The following is a 24,035-nucleotide window of genomic DNA, read 5'->3' as shown; positions in this document are numbered from 1 at the left end:
CCTTTCTCGAAAGGCTACGGGGCGCCCGAGTGCGACGAGGAGCCGCTCTCGGACATCTCGTAGGGGCTGTAAGGCGGGGGCGGCGGCCACGCGGAGGGGACCTGGCTGCGCCGGGTGGTGCCCCACCAGTCGGGGATGACCGGGAACGAACCGGAGGTGAGGGACGGGGCGTCGGGGGCCTTGGGCGTGTCGCTCTCGACCTCCTCCACGGGCAGCTCGTCGCGGCGCTGCAGGGTGAACAGGGTGATGAGCGCGCCGCAGAGGACCAGGCCGCCGCCCACCAGCAGGGCCACGGACGAGCCCTTCTCGATCGCTTTGGAGTAGCTGGAGCCGCTGGCCGTGGCGCTGCTCCTCAGCGCGTTGAGCACCGCGCCGAGCACCACGACGCCCAGGGCGGCGGAGATCTCCCGTCCGACGTTGAGGATGCCGCCCGCGACGCCGGTGCGCTCCTCGGGAATGGCCTTGAGCACGTACAGGCCGAGCGGCATGGTCAGGGCCGAGCCCGCGCCGACGAGGATGATGCCGGGGAGCAGGTCGACGAAGGTGTCGCCCTGCTTCAGCAGGGAGAAGGCGGCGAGGCCGCAGGCCATGGAGACCATGCCGAGGCTGATCGGGATCCGCGGTCCGAACTTGGTGGTCAGCCAGAATCCGACGGGCGTGAGGACGCCTATGATGATCGCGGGCGCGATGAAGACGGTGCCGGCCTGGGACGGCGACCAGCCCAGGACCACCTGCATGAAGTTGCCGGAGTAGGTGATGACGCCGGTGAAGCCTATGCCCCACAGGATCTGCCCGATGAGGCCGCCGCTGAACGCCTTGTTCCGGAAGAACTCCGTGGTGATCATCGGGTTGGGCGCCCACTTCTCCACCAGCACGAATGAGCCGAGGGCCATCAGCGCCAGCGCGAACACGGCGAGCACGCCGGGGTCCGTCCAGCCGATCTCGGTGCCGGAGTGGATGGCGTAGGTGATGGAGAAGAGCAGGGTCGCGGAGGTGAGCACCGCGGGCAGGTCGACGCTCTCCGCGCCGCTTTCGCTCTGCCCGTCCAGGACGAACAGGCCGAGGAAGATGACGAACAGGCCGGGCACGATGTTGATCAGGAAGATCCAGTGCCAGCTGAAGGTCTCGGTGATCAGGCCGCCGAGGGTGGGGCCGAGAGCGGAGGCGACGGTCCCGGTGAGGATGAAGACCAGGTTGCCGATCGACTTCTGCTTGTCGGTCCGCTTGTTGAGCACCATGACCAGGGTCGCGGGGAGCGCCAGCGCGGCCCCGGCGCCCTGGAGCACCCGGAACAGGATCAGGTGGGACAGCTCCTGGGACAGCCCGGCGCCCAGTGACGCGAAGGTGAAGGCGGCCATGCCGATCGTGTAGATGAGGCGGCAGCCGTACACGTCGACGAGGCGCCCGCCCGCGATCATCAGGCAGGAGAACATCAGGATGTAGGACGTGACGACCCAGGTCACGGCCTGCAGGCTCGTGCCGAAGTACGTCGTCAACGTCGGCAGCGCGATGTTGGTGACCGTGTTGTCGAGGGTGACCATGAATCCGCTGATGGCCACGACCACCAGCGTCCACCCGTACTTGTCCCTTACCATTTAGCCCCAATCAAGTCATATTCCAGGGCCAAGCCTCTTGTCATCAAGGTGATAAGGAACACCTGGGATTCGTGGTCCGCGTGCGAAGAGAGATGCGGCGAAACCAGGACAAGGTGGTCCCTCCGCACCGTCCCATGCCACCACCTTGGGGGAGCTTCACCATGCCGGAAACCGAAGGTTCCCGATCTGCGGAGTCGGGCAATCCGCAGCTCCAGGCTGAGATCCGAAACTTCCTCATCAATGAGATAGCACATCGTGCCGCACTGGCGCCCGGTGAGGTGGACGTCGACCAGCCCCTCGAAGAATTCGGACTGGCCTCCCGCGACGCCGTCGCGATCGCCGGCGAGCTCGAGGAGCTGCTCGGCCGCTCGCTGCCGGCCACGCTGGTCTGGGAGCACCCGACGATCAGCCGGATCGCGGCCGCGCTCAGCGGCGGCGCCGTTCCCGAGGAGACCGCCGCCGCACCGCGCGGCGCGTCCGCGGCCATGTCCGACGAGCCGATCGCCGTGGTGGGGGTGGGCTGCCGCTTCCCCGGCGGGATCAACGGGCCCGAGGACTTCTGGGACTTCCTCCTGGCGGAGGGCGACGCGATCGGCGAGGTGCCCGAAGGCCGCTGGGACGCCTTCGACGACGGCTCGCCGGAGATCGCCGACCTGCTCGGGAAGGTCACCCGCAGGGGCGGCTTCCTGGACGACATCGCCGGCTTCGACGCGCAGTTCTTCGGCATCACCCCGCGCGAGGCGGCCGTCATGGACCCGCAGCAGCGCCTGCTGCTGGAGGTGGCCTGGGAGTCGCTGGAGCACGCCGGCATAGCCCCCGCCGGGCTGCGCGGCAGCCGCACCGGCGTGTTCGTCGGCGTCTCGGCGCCCGAGTACGCGGGCCTGACCGCCTCGGACCTGACCCGGCTGGAGGCGTTCACGGCCACCGGCGCGGCGCTCAGCATCGTCGCCAACCGCCTGTCGTACCTGCTCGACCTGCGCGGTCCGTCCATGATCGTGGACACGGCCTGCTCCTCCTCCCTCGTCTCGACGCACCTGGCGGTCCAGTCGCTGCGCAGCGGCGACAGCGACGTGGCCCTGGCGGGCGGCGTGAACGTGCTGCTCTCGCCGACCATCACCATGACGTTCGACGCGGCGGGCGGCACCGCCGCGGACGGTCACTGCAAGGCGTTCGACGCTTCGGCGGACGGGATGGTTCGCGCCGAGGGCTGCGGTGTCGTCGTGCTGAAGCGGCTCTCGGACGCCCGCCGCGACGGCGACCGCGTCCTGGCCGTCATCACCCGGTCCGGCGTCAACTCCGACGGCCGCTCCAACGGCCTGGTCGCGCCGAACGCCGAGGCGCAGAAGGCGCTGCTGCGCCAGGTGTACGCCGCCGACCGCGACCTGGACTACATCGAGGCGCACGGCACCGGCACCTTCCTCGGCGACCCGATCGAGGCGCGGGCGATCGGCGAGGTGCTCGGCGGCGACCGCACCGAGCCGCTGCTGCTCGGCTCGGTCAAGTCCAACCTCGGCCACATGGAGGCGGCCGCGGGCGTCGCGGGCCTGATCAAGACGGTGCTGTCGCTGCGCAACCGGACGATCCCCGCCTCCCTGCACTTCACCGAGCCCAACCCGCACATCCCGTTCGAGGAGCTGAACCTCGCGGTCGCCGCCGAGCGCACGCCCTGGCCGTCCGCCGAGGGCCGCCCGCCGCGCGCGGGCGTGTCGGCGTTCGGGTTCGGCGGCACCAACGCCCACCTGACGCTGGAGGCGGTCGAGGAGCCCGCGCGGAGGGCCGAGACGGTCGCGGTCCGCACGTTCCCGCTGTCGGACGCCGCCGCCGACCGCATCCCCGCCTACGCCAAGGCGCTGCTCGACGAGCTGGACGGCGCGGACGCGGCGGACACGGCCGCGACGCTCCGCCGCCGCGACCCGCGCGGTCGCGCCCGCGCCGCGGTCGTCGCCCGCGACGTGGACGGGCTGCGCGCGGGCCTGACCGCGCTGGCCGAGGGGACTCCCCACCCGGCCGTCGTCACCGGCACGGCCGTCGGCACCCCGGGCCGTCCGGTGTTCGTCTTCTCCGGGTACGGCGCGCAGCGCCCCGGCATGGCGCAGTCCCTGCTGGAGGAGGAGTCGGCGTTCGCCGAGGCGATCGACGACCTGGACTCCCTCTTCGTGGAGGAGGCCGGCCTCGCGCTGTGGGACCTGCTGGAGAGCGGCCGCATGCCCGAGGGCCCGGCCGAGATCATGCCGGTGCTCTTCGCGGTGCAGATCGGCCTGGCCCGGATGTGGCGCTCGTACGGGATCGAGCCCGCCGCGGTCGTCGGCCACTCGATGGGCGAGGTCGCCGCGGCGGTCGTCGCCGGGGCGCTCTCCCCGGCCGACGGCGTCAAGGTGATCGTGCGCCGGTCGCGGCTGATGACCGCGCTGGTCGGCGGGGGCGGCATGGCCGTGCTCGGCTGCGGCCTGCCCGAGCTCGCCGCCTACGACGGCCCCGAGGTGCACCCGGCGGTGCTGTCGTCGCCGCGCCAGACCGTGGTGACCGGCGACAACGCGGCGATCGAGGCGGTGCTGGCCTGGGCGTCCGGCCTGGGTCACCTGGCCCGCCAGGTCAAGGCCGAGGGCGCGGGCCACTCCCCGCAGGTCGAGCCGCTGCTGCCGGAGCTGCGCGAGCTGCTCGCCGAGCTGAAGCCGAGGACCGGCACGGTCCCGATGTACACCACCGCGCTGGAGGACCCGCGCAAGCTGCTCGACGGCTCGGCGCCGCTGGACGCCGAGTACTGGGCGGCGAACCTGCGCAACCCCGTCCGGCTCGCCGACGCCGTCACCGCCGCCGCGCAGGACGGCCACCGCACGTTCGTGGAGGTCAACGCCCACCCGATCCTGTCGATGGCGGTCGGGGAGACCCTGGAGGGCTCCGGCGCGCTCATCACGCACACGCTCAAGCGCGCGCCCAAGGGCCAGGAGACCGACGACACGCTGACGTTCCATGCCCGGCTCGCCGAGTTGGCCGTGCACGGGCACCGGACGGCGACGCCCGCCGACGGCGCGCTCGTCGACCTGCCGCGCGCCCCGTGGCGGCACGAGCGGCACTGGGTCGACGGGGCCCGCCGCGCCGCCGGCGCCGACGTGCACCCCCTGCTCGGCTCGCACGTCGAGCTGCCCGGCGAGGACCGCCACGCCTGGCAGGGGACGATCGCCTGGGACGGCCCGCTGCTGCCGGCCGCCGCCGTGGCCGAGATGGCGCTGGCCGCGGGCGCGGTGAACGGCGCGGACGCCGTCCACGGCCTGACGCTCCACCGCCTCGTGGCGCTGTCGGACGAGACGACGCTGAGCACCACGCTCTCCGACGACGGCCAGGTCGAGATCCACGTCCGCACCCCGGCCGGAACGTGGGCGCGCGTGGCGTCCGCCGAGGCCGCCGCGGCCGCCGGGGAGCCCGCCGCGCTCGAAGGGGGCGCGGTGACCACCGTGGAGGCGGCCGTGCGCGGCAGCTGCCACTACCGGCTGCACCCCGAGGTCTTCGACCGCTGCCTGAAGCTGCTCGCCGCCGAGGTCGGCGAGCCCGGCTGGCTGCCCGAGTCGATCGCCGAGCTGCGCGTCCTCGGCCCCACCCACCGGGGCGGGAGCTGCCGGGCGCGCGTCGAGCACACCGACCAGGGCGTGTGCGGCGAGATCCGCCTCCACGACGCGGACGGCGCCCTGCTGCTCGCCGCGAGCGGGATCGTCATGACCCGGCCGGAGGACGTGCCGGTGCCGCTGGCGGACAAGCTCGTCACGAGCGTCTGGGCGCCCGCCGAGCTGCCCGCCGAGGACGGCGGCGCGGACGGCGGTCCGGAGGGCGTGCTGGTCGTCGACGACCTGGACTGGTCGGACGCCGAGAGCGCCGTGCGGGCGCTGCTGACCCCCGAGACCCGGCACGTGGTGCTGGTCCCGCCGGTCAGGGACGAGGCGCTGGTGCTGGCGGTGGCGGGCGCGACCCGCGCCCTGTCGTCCCAGCGGCTGTGGCTGGTCACCCGCGGCGCGCAGCCGGTGCTGCCCGGCGAGGCGGGACGGCCCGCGCAGAGCTTCCTCACCGCGCTGGTCCGGGTGCTCGGCTTCGAGCAGCCCGGCCTGCGCGCCACCCTGATCGACCTGCCCGCCGGACGGAGCGGCCGCCTCGACGACGCCGAGCTCGCCCTCGTCCGGCGGGCGGGCGCCGCGCCGCCCGCCTAGCCGCCGCGAGCCTGCCCGAGGGCAGGCCGCGCAAGGCCGTCCGGCGCGGCGGCTCCTACATCATCACCGGCGGCCACGGCGGCATCGGCCTGGCCACCGCCCGGCGCCTGGCCGAGCGCGGCGCGGGCCGGATCGTCCTGTCGGGCCGCTCGGGCCCGTCGCCGGAGGCCGAGAAGGCCATCGCGCGGCTGCGCGAGACCGGCGTGGACGTGGGCGTGGTGCTCGGCGACATCGCCGCCGAGGGCATCGCCGAACGGCTGGTCGCGGTCGCCCGCGAGGGCGGCCGGAAGCTGTGCGGCATCGTCCACGGCGCGGCGGGCATGGCCGACCGGCTGGTCGCCGAGATCGGCGCCGAGGACCTCCACCGGGTGTGGACGCCCAAGGTCGTCGGCGCGTGGCGGCTGCACGAGGCGGCACCGGACGACCTCGACTTCTTCGTCGTGCACTCCTCGGCCGCGGCCCTGCTCGGCTCGCCGGGCCAGGGCTCCTACGCCGCCGCCAACGCCGCGCTCGACGCGCTCGTCGCCCACCGGCGCGCGCAGGGCCTGTCCGGCACCACGATCAACTGGGGCACCTGGTCCCAGGTCGGCGGCGCCACCGACGCGAACGTCGCGGTCATCGAGCCGCTCAGCCCGCAGGAGGGCGCCGAGGCGCTGGAGGCGCTGCTGGCCTTCGACCGCCCCGCGACCGGCGTGCTGCGCTTCGACGCCGCCAAGGCCGTCGATCTCTTCCCCGAGATCAAGCGCATGCCGTTCTACGAGGCGCTCGTCGCCGCCGCGGGCACGGCCGCCGCCCAGGACGACTGGGCGGGCCCGGACGCGCTGCGCGGCATGCCCGCCGACGAGGCGCGCCGGGCCATCCGCGCCCGGGTGCTGCAGCGGGTGTCGTCCATCCTGGGCTTCGACGCCTCCCGGCTCGACCCGGCCGTGCCGCTCACCGAGCTGGGCCTGGACTCCCTGGTCGCGGTCCGGATCAAGAGCGCGATCGAGCACGACCTCGGCCTGACGGTGCCGCCCGCGGTGCTGCTGCAGGGCGCGAGCGTCGACGTCTTCGAGGAGTGGGCGGCCGGCGAGCTCGGCATCGGCGGGACCGCCGAGCGCGCGGTGGACGACAGCGGCTACGTGATGCCGCGCGACGCCGCCGAGCGCACGGTGGTCCGGCTGTTCGAGGAGCAGCTGGGGCTGGAGCGGGTCAGCGTCGTGGAGAACTTCTTCGAGCTGGGCGGCCAGGAGCACCAGGCCGACCAGATCCACGCGGCGCTGTCCGTGGAGTTCCGCACGAAGTTCGACCGGATGGAGCTGTTCGCCCATCCCACCGTCGAGGGCGTCGCCGACGTCATCCGCGCGGTGGAGGAGGAGGCCGCGCGGCAGACCGTGCGCCCCCTCCAGCCGCTCGGCGCCGGGCGCCCGTTCTTCGCGGCGCACCCGGCGGGCGGCACCACCGGCTGCTACCGGCAGCTCGCCGAGCTGACCGGATCCGCGCAGCCGTTCTACGGGCTGGAGCGCTGGGAGGACGCGCCCAGCGTCGAGGAGCGCGCCGCCCGGTACGTCGAGCACATCCTGGCCACCCAGCCGGAGGGGCCCTACCGGCTCGGCGGCTGGTCCTTCGGCGCCACCCTCGCCTACGAGACGGCCCAGCAGCTGACCGCGGCCGGGCACGAGGTCGAGTTCGTGGCGCTGTTCGACGGCGGCGTCCCGCTGCCGACCGACGACGACGAGGACAACCTCGCCAAGCGGTTCGCCGGGTTCGCCGCCTACCTCACGCAGACGTACGGGACGGAGGTCGAGCTGGCGTACGAGGAACTGGCGGGCAAGAGCGAGGACGAGATGTTCGCGCTCGTCGCCGAGCGGACCGCACCCGTGATGGCGTCGCTCCCCCCGGCCGTCCTGCACCACCAGCTGACCTCGCACCAGGACACCCGGACGCTGGAGAGGTACACCTACCGCCCGTACGGCGGCCGGGTGATCCTCTACAAGGCTCCTCTGCCCACCCCCTGGGCGGTGCAGGACGCGCGTTACATCGACCTCGACGACACCAACGGGCTGAGCCCGCTGTGCCCGCGCCTGGAGGTCGTCGAGGTCACCGGCACGCATCACCTCGATCTGCTGGACCCGCCCGGCGTGCACCTCATCGCCGAGCACCTGGCGGGGGAACTGGCCCGATGACCGACGATGCCGCGACCGAGCCGAGGAAGAGACATGTCTGAACTGCTCCAGGCCGTGATCAACGGCGCCTCCCCCGAGGAGCTGCTCGCCACCGAACTCCCCGCGTCCTTCCGCGCCGCCTACACGCTGCGCGACGAGGTGGGGATGTTCGAGGGCGAGACCGACAAGGACGTGCGCAGGTCGATGCACGTCGGCGAGGTCGCGATGCCGGAGATCGCGCCGGACGAGTGCATCGTCGCGGTGATGTCGGCGGCCATCAACTTCAACACCGTGTGGTCGGCGATCTTCGAGCCGGTCCCCACCTTCGCCTTCCTCCAGAAGTTCGGCAGGCAGGGCTGGTACGGCGCCCGGCACGACCTGCCGTACCACATCCTCGGCTCGGACGCCTCCGGCGTGATCGTCCGCACCGGCGTGGGCGTGAAGAACTGGAAGGTCGGCGACAAGGTCGTCGTCTCGCCCGCGTACGTGGACGAGGAGGACCACGCCTCCTACGACGACGGCATGATGACCGAGACCCAGCTCGCCTGGGGCTTCGAGACCAACTTCGGCGCGCTCGGCGAGTTCTGCGTGGTCAAGGCCAACCAGCTCATCAAGAAGCCCGCGCACCTGACGTGGGAGGAGTCGGCGTCCAACACCCTGTGCGCCGCCACCGCCTACCGCATGCTGGTCGGCAGGCACGGCGCCCGGATGAAGCAGGGCGACGTCGTCCTGGTCTGGGGCGGGACCGGCGGCCTGGGCTCCTACGCCACCCAGCTGGTCAGGAACGGCGGCGGCATCCCGGTCGCGGTCGTCAGCTCCGAGGCCAAGGCCGAGCTCGTGCGCAGGCAGGGCGTCGAGCACGTCATCAACCGCAGCGAGCTGGGGCTGGGTCCGGAGGGCTTCCGCGACCGCAAGGCCGGGCGCGTCCTCGGCGAGGCGATCCGCGCCCAGGTCGGCGAGGACCCGCAGATCGTCTTCGAGTACCTGGGCGCCGAGACGTTCGGCACCTCGGTGTACGTCGCCAAGCGCGGCGGCAAGATCGTCACCTGCGGCTCGTCCACCGGCTACCAGCACCAGTACGACAACCGGTTCCTGTGGATGCGGCTGAAGAGCATCATCGGCTCGCACGGCTTCAACTACCACGAGGCCGTGGAGACCAACCGCCTGTTCAGTCTCGGCATGATCCACCCGACCCTGTCGAAGGTCTTCTCCCTCGACGAGGCCGGCGAGGCGACCCGCGCCGTCCAGACCAACCAGCACGTCGGCAAGGTCGGCGTGCTGTGCGCCGCTCCCGAGGAGGGCCTGGGCGTCGACGACAGGGCGCTGCGCGAGAAGATCGGCGAGGACAGGCTCAGCCTCTACCGCAGCTGACGCCCCGCACGTGAAGAAGGCCTCCCCCGGACGTCCGGGGGAGGCCTTCCCGCTTGCTGCTCGAAGGTCAGTACCGGCGGAAGGTGATGACCTCGCCGCTGACGGCGCGGTGCTGCTCGCCGGAGCCGTGCGGCGCGGCGGCGCTGCCCTGCTGGAGGCGGCGGGCCCGCAGGACGATCTCCAGCTCGAAGCGGAGGTCGGGATCCAGGAGCTGGTCGCCGAAGAGCTCCTCCAGCTGGCGCAGCCGGTAGCGGACGGTCTGCGGGTGGACGTGCAGCCGCATCGCCACCTCGTTGGCGTTGCGGCCGGACTGCAGCCAGGCCAGCAGGGTCTCGGCCAGCCGGTCCTGCTGGCTGTTGCGCAGGTGCGCCAGCGGCGCCAGGCGCAGCTCGGCCAGCGAGCTCAGCAGCGTCTCGTCCTGGAAGAGGATGAGCGTGGACATGTGGTCGACGCACCGGATCACGCCGTGCGCCTCGATCACCCCGCGCTGGGCGAGCAGGAGCATCTGGCGGGCCAGCTGCATGGAGCGGGCGGCCTCGGTGACCGGGACGGTCGGGCCGATCACCCCGCTGCAGTCGGCCAGCGCCCGGTCGACGAGCTGGGCGCGGCCCGGCCCGTCGGGGTCGGGGATGAGCAGCGACGGCTGGGCGCGGCCGAGGTCGACCAGCACGTCCGGGGGGAAGGCCGGGGGCCGGGTGTCCTGGTGGCGGATGTCGAGGGCGACCGCGGCGACCGTCCGCGGCACCTGCCAGTGGGCGGCGGCGGCCAGGTCGGCGATGGCCTCGCCGCCCGCGGGGGGCTCGCTGAGCATCAGGTCCAGCAGCCGCCTGCGGCGGCGCTGCATCTCGCCCGCCGCGGCGGCCTGCGCCTGCCGGTAGCCCTCGGCGGCGAACTTGGCGATCTCGTTCTGGTGCAGGAAGACCGCCTCGCCCAGGGCGGCGATGAGCCGGGGGTCGAGATCGTAGGCGTTCTGCGCGATCCGCCGCCAGGCGACCAGGCCGCCGATGCGCATGGCCGCCTGCAGCGGGTCGAGGCTGCGGCCCTCGCTGGCCTCGCCCCTGCCGATGGCCTGGAAGAACTCCGCGTCGGGCGGGCCGCCGGAGGCGGCGATGCGGTCGGTGAAGTGGTGGAGCGCGCGTTCGACGATCGTCCGCAGCATGATCGCGTAGGGGCCGTCGCCGCGGGAGTACTCGCGCACCTGGGACTGGATCTCCACGATCATCTCGTCCGCGAGGGAGTCGAGATGCGGGTGGATGTGCTCGGCCAGTTCGCCGGGAATGTTCGCCCAGGGCTTGTGATCGGGACGGCTGCGAGCGGGGAAGCTCGCCTCTGCTGTCACGCGGTGACCTCCATCCGGCACAGGGCCCCGCGCGCCTTGGGGCTGTCGGTCGATATCGCTGCTATCGCAGACGAAAGGGACTTATTACAGAACTGTGGGGCAAATCATGTCCTGCGGTGTCCCAGTTCGCCAGTGTAGGTCCGACGGAGGCCAGGAGCGGACGACTTGCGAAGGAGACCGGTGGGTCTTCGTGCGCCTCACGAGGGTCGGCGCATCCCCGCCGCAGGCCCGACAGGGACGGGCTTCCGGACGGAACCGCTGGCGGAACGCTCCGTATCAGATGCTGATCATCGGCTGAAGTGCTTCATGAATGTGGTATACGAAGCCCGGGTTTCGTGCTGCAATCGTTACAAGAAGAGGAGGGAGACGGACAGCACCAGCCCCGCGACGACCACCAGCACGGTCAGCACGATCGCGAAGCGTGGCCGGGGCACCGGGCTCTCGGTCCGCAGCGCCGCGTCCACCCCGCGCCAGTGGCGGTGGGCCAGGAGGCTCAGCACCGCGCCGGTGAGCACCGGGGCGACGGACAGCAGCACCCGCAGCGGCCGCGGTTCCAGGTGCGGGCCGAGCTCGGCCAGGGCCACGCCGCCGGCGATCAGCGCGAGCGAGGTGCGGATCCACGCCAGGAAGGTGCGCTCGTTGGCGAGGGTGAAGCGGGGGTCGGGTTCGGGCGGCGCGTCGTGTGACATGACCCCATCATGGGCGACCTGGTGCCACGACCGTGACGGACGGTGATTATCGTCGGAAGGGTCACGTCGTCTCCCGGGGGGGTCCATGGGGCTGTGGCCGAGGTCCATCCGGGCCCGGGGCACATTGACGGCCACCATCGTGGCCGCCGTGCTGCTGTGCGCGCTGAGCGTGACGGTCGCCTGGCTGGTGCGCAAGACGACGTACGACGAGGCGCAGGCGCAGGCGACGGCGGCGGGGGCGCGGGTCGCCGACGCGTACCGCGCCGGCGACCGCGGCCCGCAGATCCGGTCGGACCCCGACGTCCCGGTCCTCCAGGTCGTCGGCGCCGACCAGAAGGTGATCATGTCCTCCTCCGGCGTCGAGGGCCTGCCCCCGCTGACCACCCGGCGCCCGCCGGCGGACCGCCGCATGTCCTCCTTCCAGGAGTGCGTCCCCGACGGCAACTGCTACGCGGTCCAGCTGATCCGGGTGGACGGCACGGCCGGATCCCCGGTCGTGGTGGCGGCCTCCCCGCTGCCGCGGTTCCTGACCAGCGGGCTGGGCGACCTGCTCAACGCGCTGCTGGTCGGCTCGGCGATCGGGCTGGTCGCGGTGATGAGCTGGGTGGTGATCGGGCGGACCATGCGGCCGGTGGCGGAGCTGCGCGCCCGCTACGAGGAGATCAGGGGCAACGACCTGAGCCGCCGCCTCCCCGAGCCGCAGGGGGAGGACGAGATCTCCGGGCTGGTGCGCACCATCAACCGGGCGCTGGACCAGCGCGAGCAGGCGCTGGAACGGCAGCGGCAGTTCGCCTCCGACGCCTCCCACGAGCTGCGCACCCCGATCGCGAGCCTGCGCACCAACCTGGAGGACGCGCTGCTGCACCCCGACGACACCGACTTCCGCGAGGTCGCCGAGGCGTCGCTGCGGGCCACCGACCGGCTGGAGCTGATCGTCAACGACCTGCTGCTGCTGGCCCGGGTCGGCTCCGGCCGGGAGTCCTCGGAGGACATCGACCTGGGCGCGCTGCTGCGCGACGAGGCGGCGGCGGACGTGCGGACCGAGATCGAGCCGGGCCTGCGCGTCCACGGCGCCAGGGCCCAGCTGAGCAGGCTCTTCGCCAACCTGCTGGACAACGCCCACCGCTACGGCGGGGGCGAGATCCGGCTGGTGGCGCGGCGGGCCGGCGAGGACGCCCTGGTGGTGGTCGCCGACCAGGGCCCCGGCATCCCGGACGCCGACAAGGAACGCATCTTCAACAGGTTCACCCGGCTCGACACCGCGCGCAGCAGGGAGGCCGGGGGCACCGGCCTGGGGCTGGCGATCGCCCGCGAGGTGGCACAGGCGCACGGCGGGAGCGTGGGCATGGAGGACAGCCTTCACGGCGCCAGGTTCGTGGTCCGGCTGCCGCTGGAGTTCCCGGAAGAGGAGCCTTCGGGTCAGGAGCCCACGGCGAACCGCTGACCCTCGGCGGCGGCCACGGTGTTGCGGATGATCCCGGCGACGGCCTCGGGATCGCAGCCGCGGGGCAGGGTCCCGCCGCCGGGGAGCCACATGTGGCGCACGTGGGGGAGCCGCTCGCGGGCGCGCAGCGCCTCTTCCGGCGGCGCGGGCCGGTCCCGGCCGCCCCAGGCCAGCGTGACGGGCACGTCGGCCAGCACCCCGGTGAACCGGTCGGACGGGCGGGCGGGGGAGGTGTCCCATCCGGTCCCCGGGTCGATGACGAGGGCCTCGGCGTCGACGGGGCGGGCACGTCCGTAGAGGGTGCGAAAGCGCAGCGAGTCCTGGAGCGGGGAGGCGAGGATCCGTTCCAGCGCGGCGCCGGGCAGGGAGGCGCCGAGCCGCACCGCGCGCAGCAGGAGGTCGGCGGGGCGGGAGCCCGGCCGGGGCGCGAACCCGGCGGGGGAGAGGGCGGTCGCGGAGGCCACGAGGGCGCGTTCCGCCGCTTCCAGGGCCACCAGGCCGCCGAGGGAGTCGCCCGCGATGTGGGGGGAGCGCAGTCCGAGCCCGGCCAGCGCGAGCCCCAGGTGGACGACGAGGGACTCGGGGTCGGCGGCGGGCGAGAGCCCGTCGGGCGTGTCGCCCAGGACGAGGATCTCGTGGTCGCGGGCGAGGAGGTCGGACACCGGCGCCCAGTCGTCCCGGCGGCCGGGACCGGGGAGCAGGACCAGCTGGGGGCCTCTGCCCCGACGCTCCAAGACGATGTCCATGAGCGGAGGCTAACCGCTGGTAACCCCTCGGTCATATGTCTTAAATCACAATAAATTAGAGGAAAACAGTAGGGGAGTGATACATAGTTCGGTCAGCAAACGGGAAGCTCATCGGTCCGCTCCCCGGCCGGGCGGGCCGCCGGATCGCGGTGCTCCAGCGCCATGCGGAGCCGGGCGCGGCCCCGGTGGAGGCGGCTGCGCACCGTGCCGATCTTGACGCCCAGGGTCGCGGCGACCTCCTCGTAGGTCAGGCCCTCGATGTCGCACAGGACGACCGCGGCCCGGTACTCGGGGGCCAGCGCGTCCAGCGCGCGCTGCACGTCGGCGTCGAGCTCGGCGTCGTCGAGGATCTGCTCGGGGGCGCGCTCGCCGCTGTGCAGGCGCTCGGCCGCCTCGTCGGTGAGGGCGTCGAAGCGGATGCGCTTGCGGCGCCGGGCGCCGTCCAGGAAGAGGTTGGTGGTGATCCGGTGCAGCCAGCCCTCGAAGGTGCCGGGGCTGTAGGAGGACAGCGAACGGAAGACGCGCAGGAAGACGTCCTGGGTGAGGTCCTCGGCGTCGTGCTTGTTGCCGGTGAGCCGGTAGGCCAGGCGGAAGACCCTGCTGGAGTGCTGGGAGACGATCTCCTCCCAGGTCGGCGGGGTCCAGGCAACCGGTGTGCTCACTTGGCATCGCCCCCTCGCTTGGTTGCCGAATCGTTATCCTCAGCATGTCGTCTCTTCCATAAGAACGCTGTTAGCTCCGTCGCTTTCCGGAGGTGTTCGCGGTCACTCTGCGCGGGGCCGCCGCACGAAGTCTGCGCCGGGCGGAGTCAAGTCCGGGACCTTCGTCTTCGGTGACGCATGTTATTTGGATTTTTTGTCAGCAAGGTATTGCCGCAGCGCACACGTGAAACGGAAGATGGCCGGAATCCGCGTCCACCGCCCCCGGGAGGCTTCACGTGTCCACGTACAACCTGGCCGATCTGCTGGAGATCATCGCCGGCGCCGCGCCGGACCGGGAGGCACTGGTCGCCGGAGACGCCCGGCTCACCTACGGCGAGCTCAACGCGCGGGCCAGCCGGCTGGGGCACCACCTGGCCGCCCAGGGCGTGCGCCCGGGGCAGCACGTGGCGATCCTGGCCTGGAACCGCGCCGAGTGGCTGGAGGCGTTCTTCGGCATCTTCAAGATCCGCGCCGTGCCGGTCCCGGTGAACTACCGGTACGTGGCGGGCGAGCTGCACCACGTGCTCGGCGACTCCGAGTCCGTCGCGCTGGTCGGCGAGCGCTCCCTGCTGGCCAACGTCGACCGGAGCGCGCTGCCCGGCCTGCGCCACGTGCTGGTGCTGGAGGACGGCGGGGAGAACGAGGTGCCCGGCTCCGTCGGGTACGAGGCGGCGCTGGCCGCCCAGCCCGCCACCGACGACTTCCCGGCGCGCTCGAACGACGACCGCTACATCATGTACACCGGCGGCACCACCGGCTACCCCAAGGGCGTCGAGTGGCGCAGCGAGGACATCTTCTTCGGCGCGCTGGGCGGCGGCAACGTGCTCGGCGACCCGATCAGCAGCCCCGAGGAGATCGCCAAGAGCGGTTCGGCCGACCCGACCACCACGCTCGACTGCGCGCCCGTCATGCACGGCGCCGGCCAGTGGGTGGCGATGATGGCGCTGCTCAGCGGCTCGCGGCTGGTGCTCTACACCGACCACGCCTTCGACCCGGTCCGCGCCCTGGAGCTGGTCGTGACCGAGAAGGCCAACGTCGTCATGGTCGTGGGCGACGTCATGGCGCGGCCGCTCGCCGCCGAGCTCGCCGGGGGCGGCCACGACGTCTCGTCGGTGTTCGCGATCGCCTCCGGCGGCGCGCCGCTCACCGAGGCGGCCAAGGACGCGCTCAAGGAGCACCTGCCGTTCGTCGTCTTCCTCGACAACTACGGCGCCTCCGAGACCGGCGCGTGCGGCCCGTCCGTCGGCGGCAAGGAGGGCACCGCCCGGTTCCAGATGAAGCCCGGCATCACCGTCCTCGACGACGACCTGCGGCCCGCCAAGGTCGGCGAGATCGGGCGGCTGGCGCGCAGCGGCCACATCCCGCTCGGGTACTACAACGACCCGGCCAAGACCGCGAGCACCTTCTTCACCGACCCCGACGGGGTGCGCTGGTCGGTGCCGGGCGACTTCGCCGTCCTGGAGGAGGACGGGACGATCGTGCTCCTCGGCCGCGGCTCCCTGGTGATCAACACCGGCGGCGAGAAGGTCTACCCCGAGGAGGTCGAGGTGGCCATCAAGGACCACCCCGGCGTGTACGACGTGGTCGTGGTGGGCCTGCCGGACGAGCGGTTCGGCCAGCGGGTCGCCGCGGTCGTGGCGCCCGAGCCCGGCGCCGAGCTCACCCTGGAGGACATCGTCGCGCACTGCCGGGACCGGATCGCCGGGTACAAGCTGCCCCGCGAGCTGCAGATCGTGAGCGAGGTGCAGCGCACGGCCGTCGGCAAGTCCGACTACAAGTGGGCGAAGTCGGTGTTCAGCGGCTGAGCTCATACAGCTTCTCGAACGCCGTGAGCACCGACGGCCAGGTGCACCGCTCCGGTTCGGTGGCCTCGTTGTGCGCGGCGATCGCGTGCCGGAGCTCCGCGTCGCCGACCAGGCGGACCAGCGCGTCCGCCAGGTCGGCGGCGCACGAGCCGAGCAGCCCCTCCTTCTCCGGCCGCACGAAGTCCGCGACGCCCGAGCCCTCGTGCGCCACGACCGGCAGCCCGGCCAGCCGCGCCTCCAGCGCCGCCAGCCCGAACGACTCCCGCCGGGCCGGTGCGACGAACACGTCGGCCGAGGCCAGCACCTCGCGCACCTCGGCGCGCTCCAGCCGCCCCGTCATCCGCACCCAGCCGTCCATCCGGTGGTACCGCAGGTACCGGCGCATCGCCGGGGCGGCCGGGCCGTCCCCGACGACGACCGCGCGGATCGGCACCCGCCGCCCGGCGTCGCGCAGGACGCGCAGCAGGGTGAACGGCTCCTTGCGCGGAGCGAGCCTGCCGACCGCCGCGACCAGCACCGCGCCGGTGGGCAGCCACGGCCGCACCTCCTTCCACGGCGCGGTGTCGATGCCGTTGGGCACCACGTGCACCGGCACGTCCAGCGCCCGGCGGATCGGCCGCGCCGCCGCCTCGCTCACCGTGCTCACCGTCGCCCCGCCGCCGATCAGCCGCCGGTAGACCGCGCCGATCGGGCCGGCCCACAGGCTGTGCACGGTCACCACGGACGGCACGTCCCGGCACGTCGCCAGCGCCCGCCACGCGAACGGCGACACGACACCGGCGTGGACGTGCAGCACGTCGGGCGCGAAGTCGCGCAGCACCGCGTCGAGCGGGCCGCCGAGCGGCAGCGCCCACGGCACCCGCGGCCCGACGCGCACCAGCCCGTCCCGCGGCGGCCCCGGCGTGCCCGTCACCACCCGCACGTCGTGCCCGGCGGCCCGCTGGACGGCCGCCAGCTCGTCCACCTGGACCTCGATCCCGCCGAGCCGGGGAAGGTAGCAGTCGCTCACATGGAGGATCCTCACCCTGGGGAGTCTCAGCAGCGCGCGGGCCGCGGACCGGTAACGGCGTCCGTGCTGGCCCAGACTTGACCCGGGACAGAAGAGATCTTCAGCCGGCACCGGGAATGCAGCCGGAGTGCGGACCTGCCTGTTCTTCCATGCCCATCCCGACGACGAGGCGCTGCTGACCGCCGGCCTGATGGCCCGGCTGGCCGCCGAGGGGCACCGGGTGGTCCTCGTGGTCGCCACCGCCGGGGAGGCCGGCCCGTCCGCGCCCGCGGTGACCGGCGCCCGGCCGCTGGGCCTGGTGCGGATGGACGAACTGCGCGAGTCGGCGCGCCGGCTCGGCTGCCACCGCGTGGTCTGCCTCGGCTACCGCGACTCCGGCCTCGACGGCCGGGCCGAGGGGGGCTTCACGTCCGTGCCGGTGGCGCGGGCGGCGGAGCGGCTCGCACGGCTGCTGAAGGAGGAGGACGCCGACCTGCTGACGGTCTACGACGAGAACGGCGGCTACGGCCACCCCGACCACGTCCAGGTGCACCGCGTGGGGGTGGCGGCGGCCGCGCTGGCCGGGACGCCGGTCGTGCTGGAGGCGACCGCCGACCGGGACCGGCTGCTGCGCTGGACGCGCCCGCTGCGGTGGGTGCTCCCGCTGGACGATTGGAGGAGGGCATACACCCCAGGAGCGCGGATCACCCATCGCGTCGACGTCCGCCGGTACGCCCGCGTGAAACGCGCCGCGATGGCCGCCCACGCCAGCCAGGCCTCCGGAGGTCTGCGCACCCTGGCCGTCCTGCGCCGGCTGCCGCTGCCGCTGTTCCGGCTGGCCTTCGGAGTCGAGTGCTATGTGCGGCGGAATTGAGCCCTGCCCGCGTGGCGGGATGGCACCGGATCCTGCTCTCGGCCGCCTCCCTGGCCCTCGGGGCGGCGCTCGTCGCGCTGATGCCCCGGCTGGTCGGCGCGGACTGGAAGGGGGTGTGGCGCGTCCTGTCCGGGCTGGACCCGGGCGTGACGGTCCTGCTGTTCGCGCTGTGGGCGCTGGGCCTGTGGGCCTACACCTACGTGCTGACCGGCTCCCTGCCGGGGCTGACCAACGGCCGCGCGTTCCTGCTGAACGCGGCGGGCAGCGCGGTCAGCGACGTGCTGCCGCTGGGCGGCGCCGCCGGCGTCGCCGTCACCTTCACCATGGCCAGGGGCTGGGGCTTCTCCACCGCCGCCGTCACCGTCTCGACCCTCGTCAGCGGCGTGTGGAACGTCTTCGGGCGGCTGCTGCTGCCCGCGGTGGGCATCGGCGCGCTGCTGATCGCCGGCCGGGCGCCCAGCCGTGAGCTGGCCTTCGCCGCCGGGACCGCCGCGCTGATCCTGCTCGCCGTCGCGCTCGTCCTGGCGGTCGCGCTGCGCTGGGAGCGGGCGGCGCACGCGCTCGACGCCCGGCTGCGGCGGCTGGCCGACCTGCTGCCCGAACGCCCGGCGCACCTGCTGCGCGCGCTGGGCGGCTCGCTCCTGCGCGTCCGCGAGCAGACGCTGGACGTGCTGCGCACCTCCTGGGTCACCCTGACCCTGGGGATGTCGGCGTACCTGCTCCTGCAGGGCGTGCTGCTGCACGCCTGCCTCTGGGCGGTCGGCGGCACGCTCCACCTGGCCGAGACCATCGCCGTGTTCGCGCTCAACCGCGCCCTCACCAGCGCCGTGATCACCCCCGGCGGCACCGGCATCACCGAGACGGGCACCGCCGCGCTGCTGATCTACTTCGGGCTGGACTCCGCCGCCGCGGCGGCGGCGGTCCTGCTCTACAGCTTCTTCACCTTCCTCATCGAAATACCCGTCGGCGGGGTGGCCGGGGCGGCGTATTGGCTGGTCAGAAGGGCGGGAAACTGACCGACTCTTGAACGGACGACACCGTTGAGACCTATGCAAAACGGGCAGATGTCGAAACAAGAAGCCGGACACGTGCGAGACGGGGGTCGGGACATTCTTGTCGCGGGAAGGTACCGGCTGCTGGAAGAGGTGGGCAGGGGCGGCATGGGCGTGGTCTGGCGCGCGCATGACGAGCTGCTCGACCGCCCGGTGGCCGTGAAGGAGATCCTGTTTCCGTCCGATGCGGACACCGAGCGCCGGCGCAGGCTGTGCCGGCTGCTGACCAAAGAGGCGCGCTCCATGGCACGGGTGACGCACTCCGGCGTCGCCGCCGTCCACGACATCCTGGTCGCCGGGGGGCGGCCGTGGATGGTGATGGAGCTCGTCGAGGCGCCCAACCTGCAGCAGATCATCGACCAGCAGGGCCCCCTGGTGCCGCGCCAGGCGGCGGAGGTGGGCAGGCAGCTGCTGTCGGTGCTGCGCGCCGCGCACACCGAGGGACTGCTGCACCGTGACGTGAAACCGAGCAACGTCCTCATCTGCGCGGGCGGCCGCGTGGTGCTCACCGACTTCGGGCTGGCCGTCGACCGGGCGGACGCCGAGGCGCGGCTCATGGAGTGCTCGCCGGCGTACGTCTCGCCCGAGCAGGCCTTCAACCAGCCGCTGACCGAGGCGTCCGACCTGTGGTCCCTGGGCGTGACGCTCTACACGGCCGTCGACGGGCGGACGCCCTACCGGCGCGAGGGGGCGCTGGCGTCCATGCTCGCCGTCCTCATGGACGAGTACACGCCGCCGCGCAACGCGGGGCCGCTGCGCCCCGTCATCGACGGGCTGCTGCGCAAGGACCCCGACCGCAGGCTGACCGCGGCCGAGGCCGCCCACCTGCTGGAGCGCCTGGGCCACACCGGCCCGCGCAGGCTCAAGCTCTTCCGGCCCGTCCGGGTCGCCGCACGGGTCTGAACCCCTCTCGGATCCGGCGGGATCAGGCGGGATCCGATATGCCCCGTGGTGCGTCTCATGGGCAATGCATACCTCAGGGAGAGCATACGAATGCCGGTGATGAGTCGGTCTCACCTTTACAGACGGACACATGGCACCCAGCTTCACAGCAGGACCGGACAGATACGTCCGCACGGGGGAATTCACGCACTGCTCGCCTTCGACATCTGCGCCTTCGGCGACCCCGGGCGCACCCAGGAGGACCGGATCTACCTGCGTTCCACCATGTACGGGCTGGTCGAGGCGGCGTTCGCCCACTCCGGTCTGCCCTGGGAGTACGCCTACCGCGAGGACCGCGGCGACGGCATCCTGCTCGCCCTGCCCGGCGGCCTGGCCACCGCCCTGCTCGTCGACCCGCTCGTGGGCGAGCTGAGGGCGCTGCTGCACGAGCACAACCGCCGCGCCGGTGAGGGCTCCCGGCTGCGGCTGCGGATGTCGCTCGACGCCGGGCACGTCACCCACGACGGGTACGGGCTCGTCGGGCGGGCGGCCAACAAGCTGCACCGGGCGCTGGACGCGCCCGCGTTCAAGAGCGGGCTCCTGGCCTCCTCCGCCGACCTCGGCGTGATCGTCTCGGACTTCGTGTTCGACGAGGTGGTCAGCGGCCTGATCGACGCCGAGGCCTACCGGCCCGTCGAAGTCGAGGTGAAGGAGACCCGCGCGCGGGCGTGGGCCTGCTTCCCGCACGGCACCTGGACACCGGCGCTGCCGCCCGTCCGGCTGGTGCCCCGGCCCGTCACGACGGCGTGAGGCGCGGCGGGCTTTGACCCCGCCGAGGACCGGGCGTAAGACTGGGCGGTATGAGCAGAGCACTGGTTCTCGGAGGCGGCGGAATCGCGGGCATCGGCTGGGAGGCCGGGCTGGTGACGGGGCTGCGGGAGGCCGGCGTCGACCTCGGCGCGGCCGACCTCGTCGTGGGCACCTCGGCCGGGTCGGTGGTCGGCACCATGGTCCGCCAGGGCGCCGACCTGCGGGAGCTGGTCTCCCAGGTGGCCGAGGCCGAGGCCGGCGCCGCGCCGATGAAGGTGGACATGGAGAAGGTCATGCAGGCCTTCATGTTCATGTTCGACACGAACATGGACCGCGCCGAGGCGCGCCGCAAGGTCGGCGCGCTGGCCATGGAGGTCGCCGGGGACGGCGCGCGGCTGGCGCAGATCGCCGACCGGCTGCCCAGCCGGGAGTGGCCCGAGGCGCCCCTGAAGATCACCGCCGTGGACGCCGAGGACGGCTCCCTCCGCGTCTGGGAGGCCGCCTCCGGCGCGCCCCTGCCCTCGGTCGTCGCGTCCAGCTGCTGCGTCCCCTGCGTCTTCCCGCCGGTGGAGATCAACGGCCGCCGCTACATCGACGGCGGCGTGCACTCGATCAGCAACGCCGACCTCGCCGCGGGCCACGACCGCGTCGTGGTCATCGAGCCGCTGGCCCACCTGACGCCCCGCTCGGTGCTGCGCGACGAGCTGGCGCTGCTGGAGGGGGCGCGCACCCTCGCCCTGGGCCCCGACCAGCCCGCCATCGAGGCCTTCGGCGCCGACGTGCTCGATCCGGCCCTGTGGATCCCCGCCTTCCAGGCCGGGCTCGCCCAGGCGCCCGCCGTCGTGGAACAGGTCGCCGAGGTCTGGGAATGACCCATCATTGAAGGGTGAACCTGCATCAGCTGCTTCCCGAAGACGGTGATCCCGACAAGGCGTTCGAGGCTTTCGCGGGATGGACCGAGGAAAGAGGCCTGACCCTCTATCCGGCGCAGGAAGAGGCGCTGATGGAGCTGGTCACCGGGGCGAACGTCATCCTGGCGACCCCGACGGGCTCGGGCAAGTCGCTGGTGGCGGCGGGCGCGCACTTCGCGGCCCTGGCCCGCGACGAGTGCAGCTTCTACACCGCGCCGATCAAGGCGCTGGTGTCGGAGAAGTTCTTCGACCTCGTCGACCAGTTCGGCAGCGAGAACGTCGGGATGATGACCGGCGACGCCTCGGTCAACCCGAACGCGCCGATCATCTGCTGCACCGCCGAGGTCCTGGCGGCGATCGCCCTGCAGGAGGGCGACCGCGCCGACATCGGGCTCGTCGTCATGGACGAGTTCCACTTCTACGCCGAGCCCGACCGCGGCGTGGCCTGGCAGATCCCGCTGCTGGAGCTGCCGCAGGCGCAGTTCCTGCTGATGTCGGCCACGCTCGGCGACGTGGCGATGTTCGAGAAGGACCTGACCCGGCGCACCGGGCGGCCCACGGCCGTGGTGCGCTCGGCGACCCGGCCGGTGCCGCTGGAGTACGACTACAAGCTGACGCCCCTGCACGAGACGATCGAGCACCTGCTGATCGAGAAGAAGGCGCCCGTCTACATCGTGCACTTCACCCAGGCCGCGGCGATCGAGCGCGCCCAGGCGCTGATGAGCATCAACGTCTGCTCCAAGGAGGAGAAGGCGCGGATCAGCGAGCTGATCGGGCGGTTCCGGTTCACCACCAGGTTCGGCAAGACGCTGGAGCGGCTGGTCCGGCACGGGATCGGCGTGCACCACGCGGGCATGCTGCCCAAGTACCGGCGGCTGGTGGAGCGGCTGGCCCAGGCCGGCCTGCTGAAGATCATCTGCGGCACGGACACCCTGGGCGTGGGGGTGAACGTGCCGATCCGCACGGTGCTGTTCACCGCGCTGTCGAAGTACGACGGGCGGCGGGTGCGGCGGCTGCGGGCACGGGAGTTCCACCAGATCGCCGGGCGCGCCGGGCGCGCCGGGTTCGACACCGTCGGGTACGTCGTCTGCCAGGCGCCCGACCACATCGTGGAGAACCACAAGGCCGTCCTCAAGGCCGGCGACGACGCCAAGAAGCTGCGCAAGCTCGTGCGCAAGAAGCCGCCGGAGGGCTTCGTCTCCTGGGACGAGGAGACCTTCACCCGGCTGCAGACCGCCGAGCCGGAGCCGCTGAAGTCCCGCTTCGACGTCTCCCACACCATGCTCCTTTCGGTGATCAACCGGCCGGGCAACGCCTTCCAGGCGATGAAGAAGCTGCTCACCGACAACCACGAGGAGCGGGCGGCGCAGCGGAGGCACATCTCCCGGGCGATCGCGATCTACCGCTCGCTCAAGGCGGGCGGCATCGTCGAGGAGCTGCCCGTCCCGGACGCCGACGGCCGCTGGGTGCGCATCACCGTCGACCTCCAGGAGGACTTCGCGCTCAACCAGCCGCTGTCCACCTTCGCGCTGGCCTCCCTGGAACTGCTGGACCGCGAGGCGCCCACCTACGCGCTGGACGTGGTGTCCGTCATCGAGGCGACCCTGGACGACCCGCGCCAGATCCTCGCCGCCCAGCTCAACAAGGCCAAGGGCGAGGCCGTCCTCGAGATGAAGATGAACGGCATCGAGTACGAGGAGCGCATGGAGCTCCTCCAGGACGTCGACTACCCCAAGCCGCTGGGCGAGCTGCTGGACGGCGCCTTCGAGATCTACGCCCAGACCAACCCGTGGGTGGCCGACCACCCGCTGCGGCCCAAGTCCGTGGTCCGCGACATGTACGAGAAGCTGATGAACTTCTCCCAGTACGTGCACCACTACGAGCTGGCCCGCAGCGAGGGCATCGTGCTGCGCTACCTGGCGGGCGCCTACAAGGCGCTGGCCCAGACGGTCCCCGACGCGGCCAAGACCGAGGAGCTCCAGGACCTCATCGAGTGGCTCGGCGAGCTCGTCCGCCAGGTGGACTCCAGCCTCCTGGACGAGTGGGAGCAGCTGACCAACCCCGCCGAGGAGACCGACAAGCCCATCGAGGAGCGCACGACGGCCGTCACCGCCAACCCGCGCGCCTTCCGCGTCCTGGTCCGCAACGCCCTCTTCCGGCATGTGGAGCTGGCGTCCCTGCGCCACTACCGGGAGCTCGCCGCCCTGGACACCGGCTGGACCGCCGAGGACTGGGAGGACGCGATCCTCGACTACTTCGACGAGCACGGCGAGCTGCCGTCGGGTCCCGAGGCCCGCGGACCCCAGTTCCTGGAGATCAAGGAGGAGCCCGGCGTCTGGCACGCCCGCCAGATCATCGCCGACCCCGAGGGCCACCACGACTGGTCCCTGACCTTCGACGTCGACCTCGCCGCGTCCGACGAGACCGGCACCGCCGTCCTCCACATCAAGGACTTCGCCCGCCTCGACTGACCCCCCGCGCCCGCCCC

The 24,035-nt window shown here is 72.6% G+C and carries 17 protein-coding genes; 11 read left to right on the top strand and 6 right to left on the bottom strand.

What is annotated here, in order from left to right:
* Window positions 1-14: 14 nt before the first annotated feature.
* Window positions 15-1,595 (bottom strand): MFS transporter, encoded by a 1,581-nt coding sequence (locus ABD140_RS03725; RefSeq protein ID WP_344236696.1) that lies wholly within the window; start codon window positions 1,593-1,595, stop codon window positions 15-17.
* A gap of 278 nt (window positions 1,596-1,873) precedes the next feature.
* On the opposite strand from ABD140_RS03725, the gene ABD140_RS03720 reads away from it, so the two are divergent.
* Genes ABD140_RS03720 through ccrA form a run of 3 tightly spaced genes read left to right on the top strand, consistent with a single transcriptional unit; the run spans window position 1,874 to window position 9,306 of the window.
* Window positions 1,874-5,791, top strand: a complete 3,918-nt coding sequence (locus tag ABD140_RS03720) for a type I polyketide synthase (RefSeq protein ID WP_344236694.1) — start codon at window positions 1,874-1,876, stop codon at window positions 5,789-5,791.
* A gap of 11 nt (window positions 5,792-5,802) precedes the next feature.
* Window positions 5,803-7,956, top strand: a complete 2,154-nt coding sequence (locus ABD140_RS03715) for an SDR family NAD(P)-dependent oxidoreductase (protein ID WP_344237267.1) — start codon at window positions 5,803-5,805, stop codon at window positions 7,954-7,956.
* 33 nt (window positions 7,957-7,989) lie between these two features.
* Window positions 7,990-9,306: a crotonyl-CoA carboxylase/reductase gene (gene ccrA / locus ABD140_RS03710; RefSeq protein WP_344236692.1), complete on the top strand. Its 1,317-nt coding sequence runs from the start codon at window positions 7,990-7,992 to the stop codon at window positions 9,304-9,306.
* A gap of 67 nt (window positions 9,307-9,373) precedes the next feature.
* On the opposite strand, the gene ABD140_RS03705 is transcribed toward ccrA, so the two are convergent.
* Complete coding sequence (locus ABD140_RS03705; RefSeq protein ID WP_344236690.1) at window positions 9,374-10,645, bottom strand: PucR family transcriptional regulator; 1,272 nt, start codon at window positions 10,643-10,645, stop codon at window positions 9,374-9,376.
* A 347-nt stretch (window positions 10,646-10,992) separates the two neighbouring features.
* Window positions 10,993-11,334 (bottom strand): YidH family protein, encoded by a 342-nt coding sequence (locus ABD140_RS03700; protein ID WP_344236689.1) that lies wholly within the window; start codon window positions 11,332-11,334, stop codon window positions 10,993-10,995.
* An 85-nt stretch (window positions 11,335-11,419) separates the two neighbouring features.
* On the opposite strand from ABD140_RS03700, the gene ABD140_RS03695 reads away from it, so the two are divergent.
* On the top strand, window positions 11,420-12,778 hold the full coding sequence (locus ABD140_RS03695) for a sensor histidine kinase (protein WP_344236687.1): 1,359 nt from the start codon (window positions 11,420-11,422) through the stop codon (window positions 12,776-12,778).
* Here ABD140_RS03695 and ABD140_RS03690 read toward each other — a convergent pair.
* Both ABD140_RS03690 and sigE read right to left on the bottom strand, forming a co-directional pair.
* Complete coding sequence (locus ABD140_RS03690) at window positions 12,754-13,524, bottom strand: alpha/beta fold hydrolase (protein WP_344236685.1); 771 nt, start codon at window positions 13,522-13,524, stop codon at window positions 12,754-12,756. The two genes, ABD140_RS03695 and ABD140_RS03690, sit on opposite strands and share 25 nt — an antisense overlap.
* A gap of 92 nt (window positions 13,525-13,616) precedes the next feature.
* On the bottom strand, window positions 13,617-14,186 hold the full coding sequence (gene sigE, locus ABD140_RS03685) for an RNA polymerase sigma factor SigE (RefSeq protein ID WP_344236683.1): 570 nt from the start codon (window positions 14,184-14,186) through the stop codon (window positions 13,617-13,619).
* Between the two features lie 275 nt (window positions 14,187-14,461).
* Here sigE and ABD140_RS03680 point away from each other — a divergent pair, with 275 nt between their 5' ends.
* A complete protein-coding gene (locus ABD140_RS03680) occupies window positions 14,462-16,030 on the top strand; it encodes an acyl-CoA synthetase (RefSeq protein ID WP_344236681.1) in 1,569 nt (522 codons plus the stop codon).
* On the opposite strand, the gene ABD140_RS03675 is transcribed toward ABD140_RS03680, so the two are convergent.
* Window positions 16,020-17,039 carry a glycosyltransferase family 4 protein gene (locus ABD140_RS03675; protein ID WP_344236679.1) on the bottom strand — a complete coding sequence of 340 codons (1,020 nt, stop codon included), beginning with the start codon at window positions 17,037-17,039 and terminating at the stop codon, window positions 16,020-16,022. The genes ABD140_RS03680 and ABD140_RS03675 overlap by 11 nt on opposite strands.
* Before the next feature lie 127 nt (window positions 17,040-17,166).
* On the opposite strand from ABD140_RS03675, the gene ABD140_RS03670 reads away from it, so the two are divergent.
* The 6 genes from ABD140_RS03670 to ABD140_RS03645 all read left to right on the top strand — a co-directional run bounded on the left by ABD140_RS03670 (window position 17,167) and on the right by ABD140_RS03645 (window position 24,018).
* On the top strand, window positions 17,167-17,892 hold the full coding sequence (locus ABD140_RS03670) for a PIG-L deacetylase family protein (protein ID WP_344236677.1): 726 nt from the start codon (window positions 17,167-17,169) through the stop codon (window positions 17,890-17,892).
* An 11-nt stretch (window positions 17,893-17,903) separates the two neighbouring features.
* Window positions 17,904-18,908 (top strand): lysylphosphatidylglycerol synthase domain-containing protein, encoded by a 1,005-nt coding sequence (locus ABD140_RS03665; RefSeq protein WP_344236675.1) that lies wholly within the window; start codon window positions 17,904-17,906, stop codon window positions 18,906-18,908.
* A gap of 72 nt (window positions 18,909-18,980) precedes the next feature.
* Window positions 18,981-19,847, top strand: a complete 867-nt coding sequence (locus ABD140_RS03660; RefSeq protein ID WP_344236673.1) for a serine/threonine-protein kinase — start codon at window positions 18,981-18,983, stop codon at window positions 19,845-19,847.
* A gap of 99 nt (window positions 19,848-19,946) precedes the next feature.
* Window positions 19,947-20,636 (top strand): hypothetical protein, encoded by a 690-nt coding sequence (locus ABD140_RS03655; RefSeq protein WP_344236672.1) that lies wholly within the window; start codon window positions 19,947-19,949, stop codon window positions 20,634-20,636.
* A 50-nt stretch (window positions 20,637-20,686) separates the two neighbouring features.
* Window positions 20,687-21,508 (top strand): patatin-like phospholipase family protein, encoded by an 822-nt coding sequence (locus ABD140_RS03650; protein WP_344236670.1) that lies wholly within the window; start codon window positions 20,687-20,689, stop codon window positions 21,506-21,508.
* A gap of 29 nt (window positions 21,509-21,537) precedes the next feature.
* Complete coding sequence (locus ABD140_RS03645) at window positions 21,538-24,018, top strand: DEAD/DEAH box helicase (protein ID WP_344237265.1); 2,481 nt, start codon at window positions 21,538-21,540, stop codon at window positions 24,016-24,018.
* Window positions 24,019-24,035 lie beyond the last annotated feature (17 nt).

This window comes from Actinocorallia libanotica (genome assembly GCF_039525175.1).
GTDB lineage: Bacteria > Actinomycetota > Actinomycetes > Streptosporangiales > Streptosporangiaceae > Actinocorallia > Actinocorallia libanotica.
The sequence above is the reverse complement of the archived record's forward strand: the minus strand, read 5'-3'. Positions and strand labels throughout refer to the sequence as shown.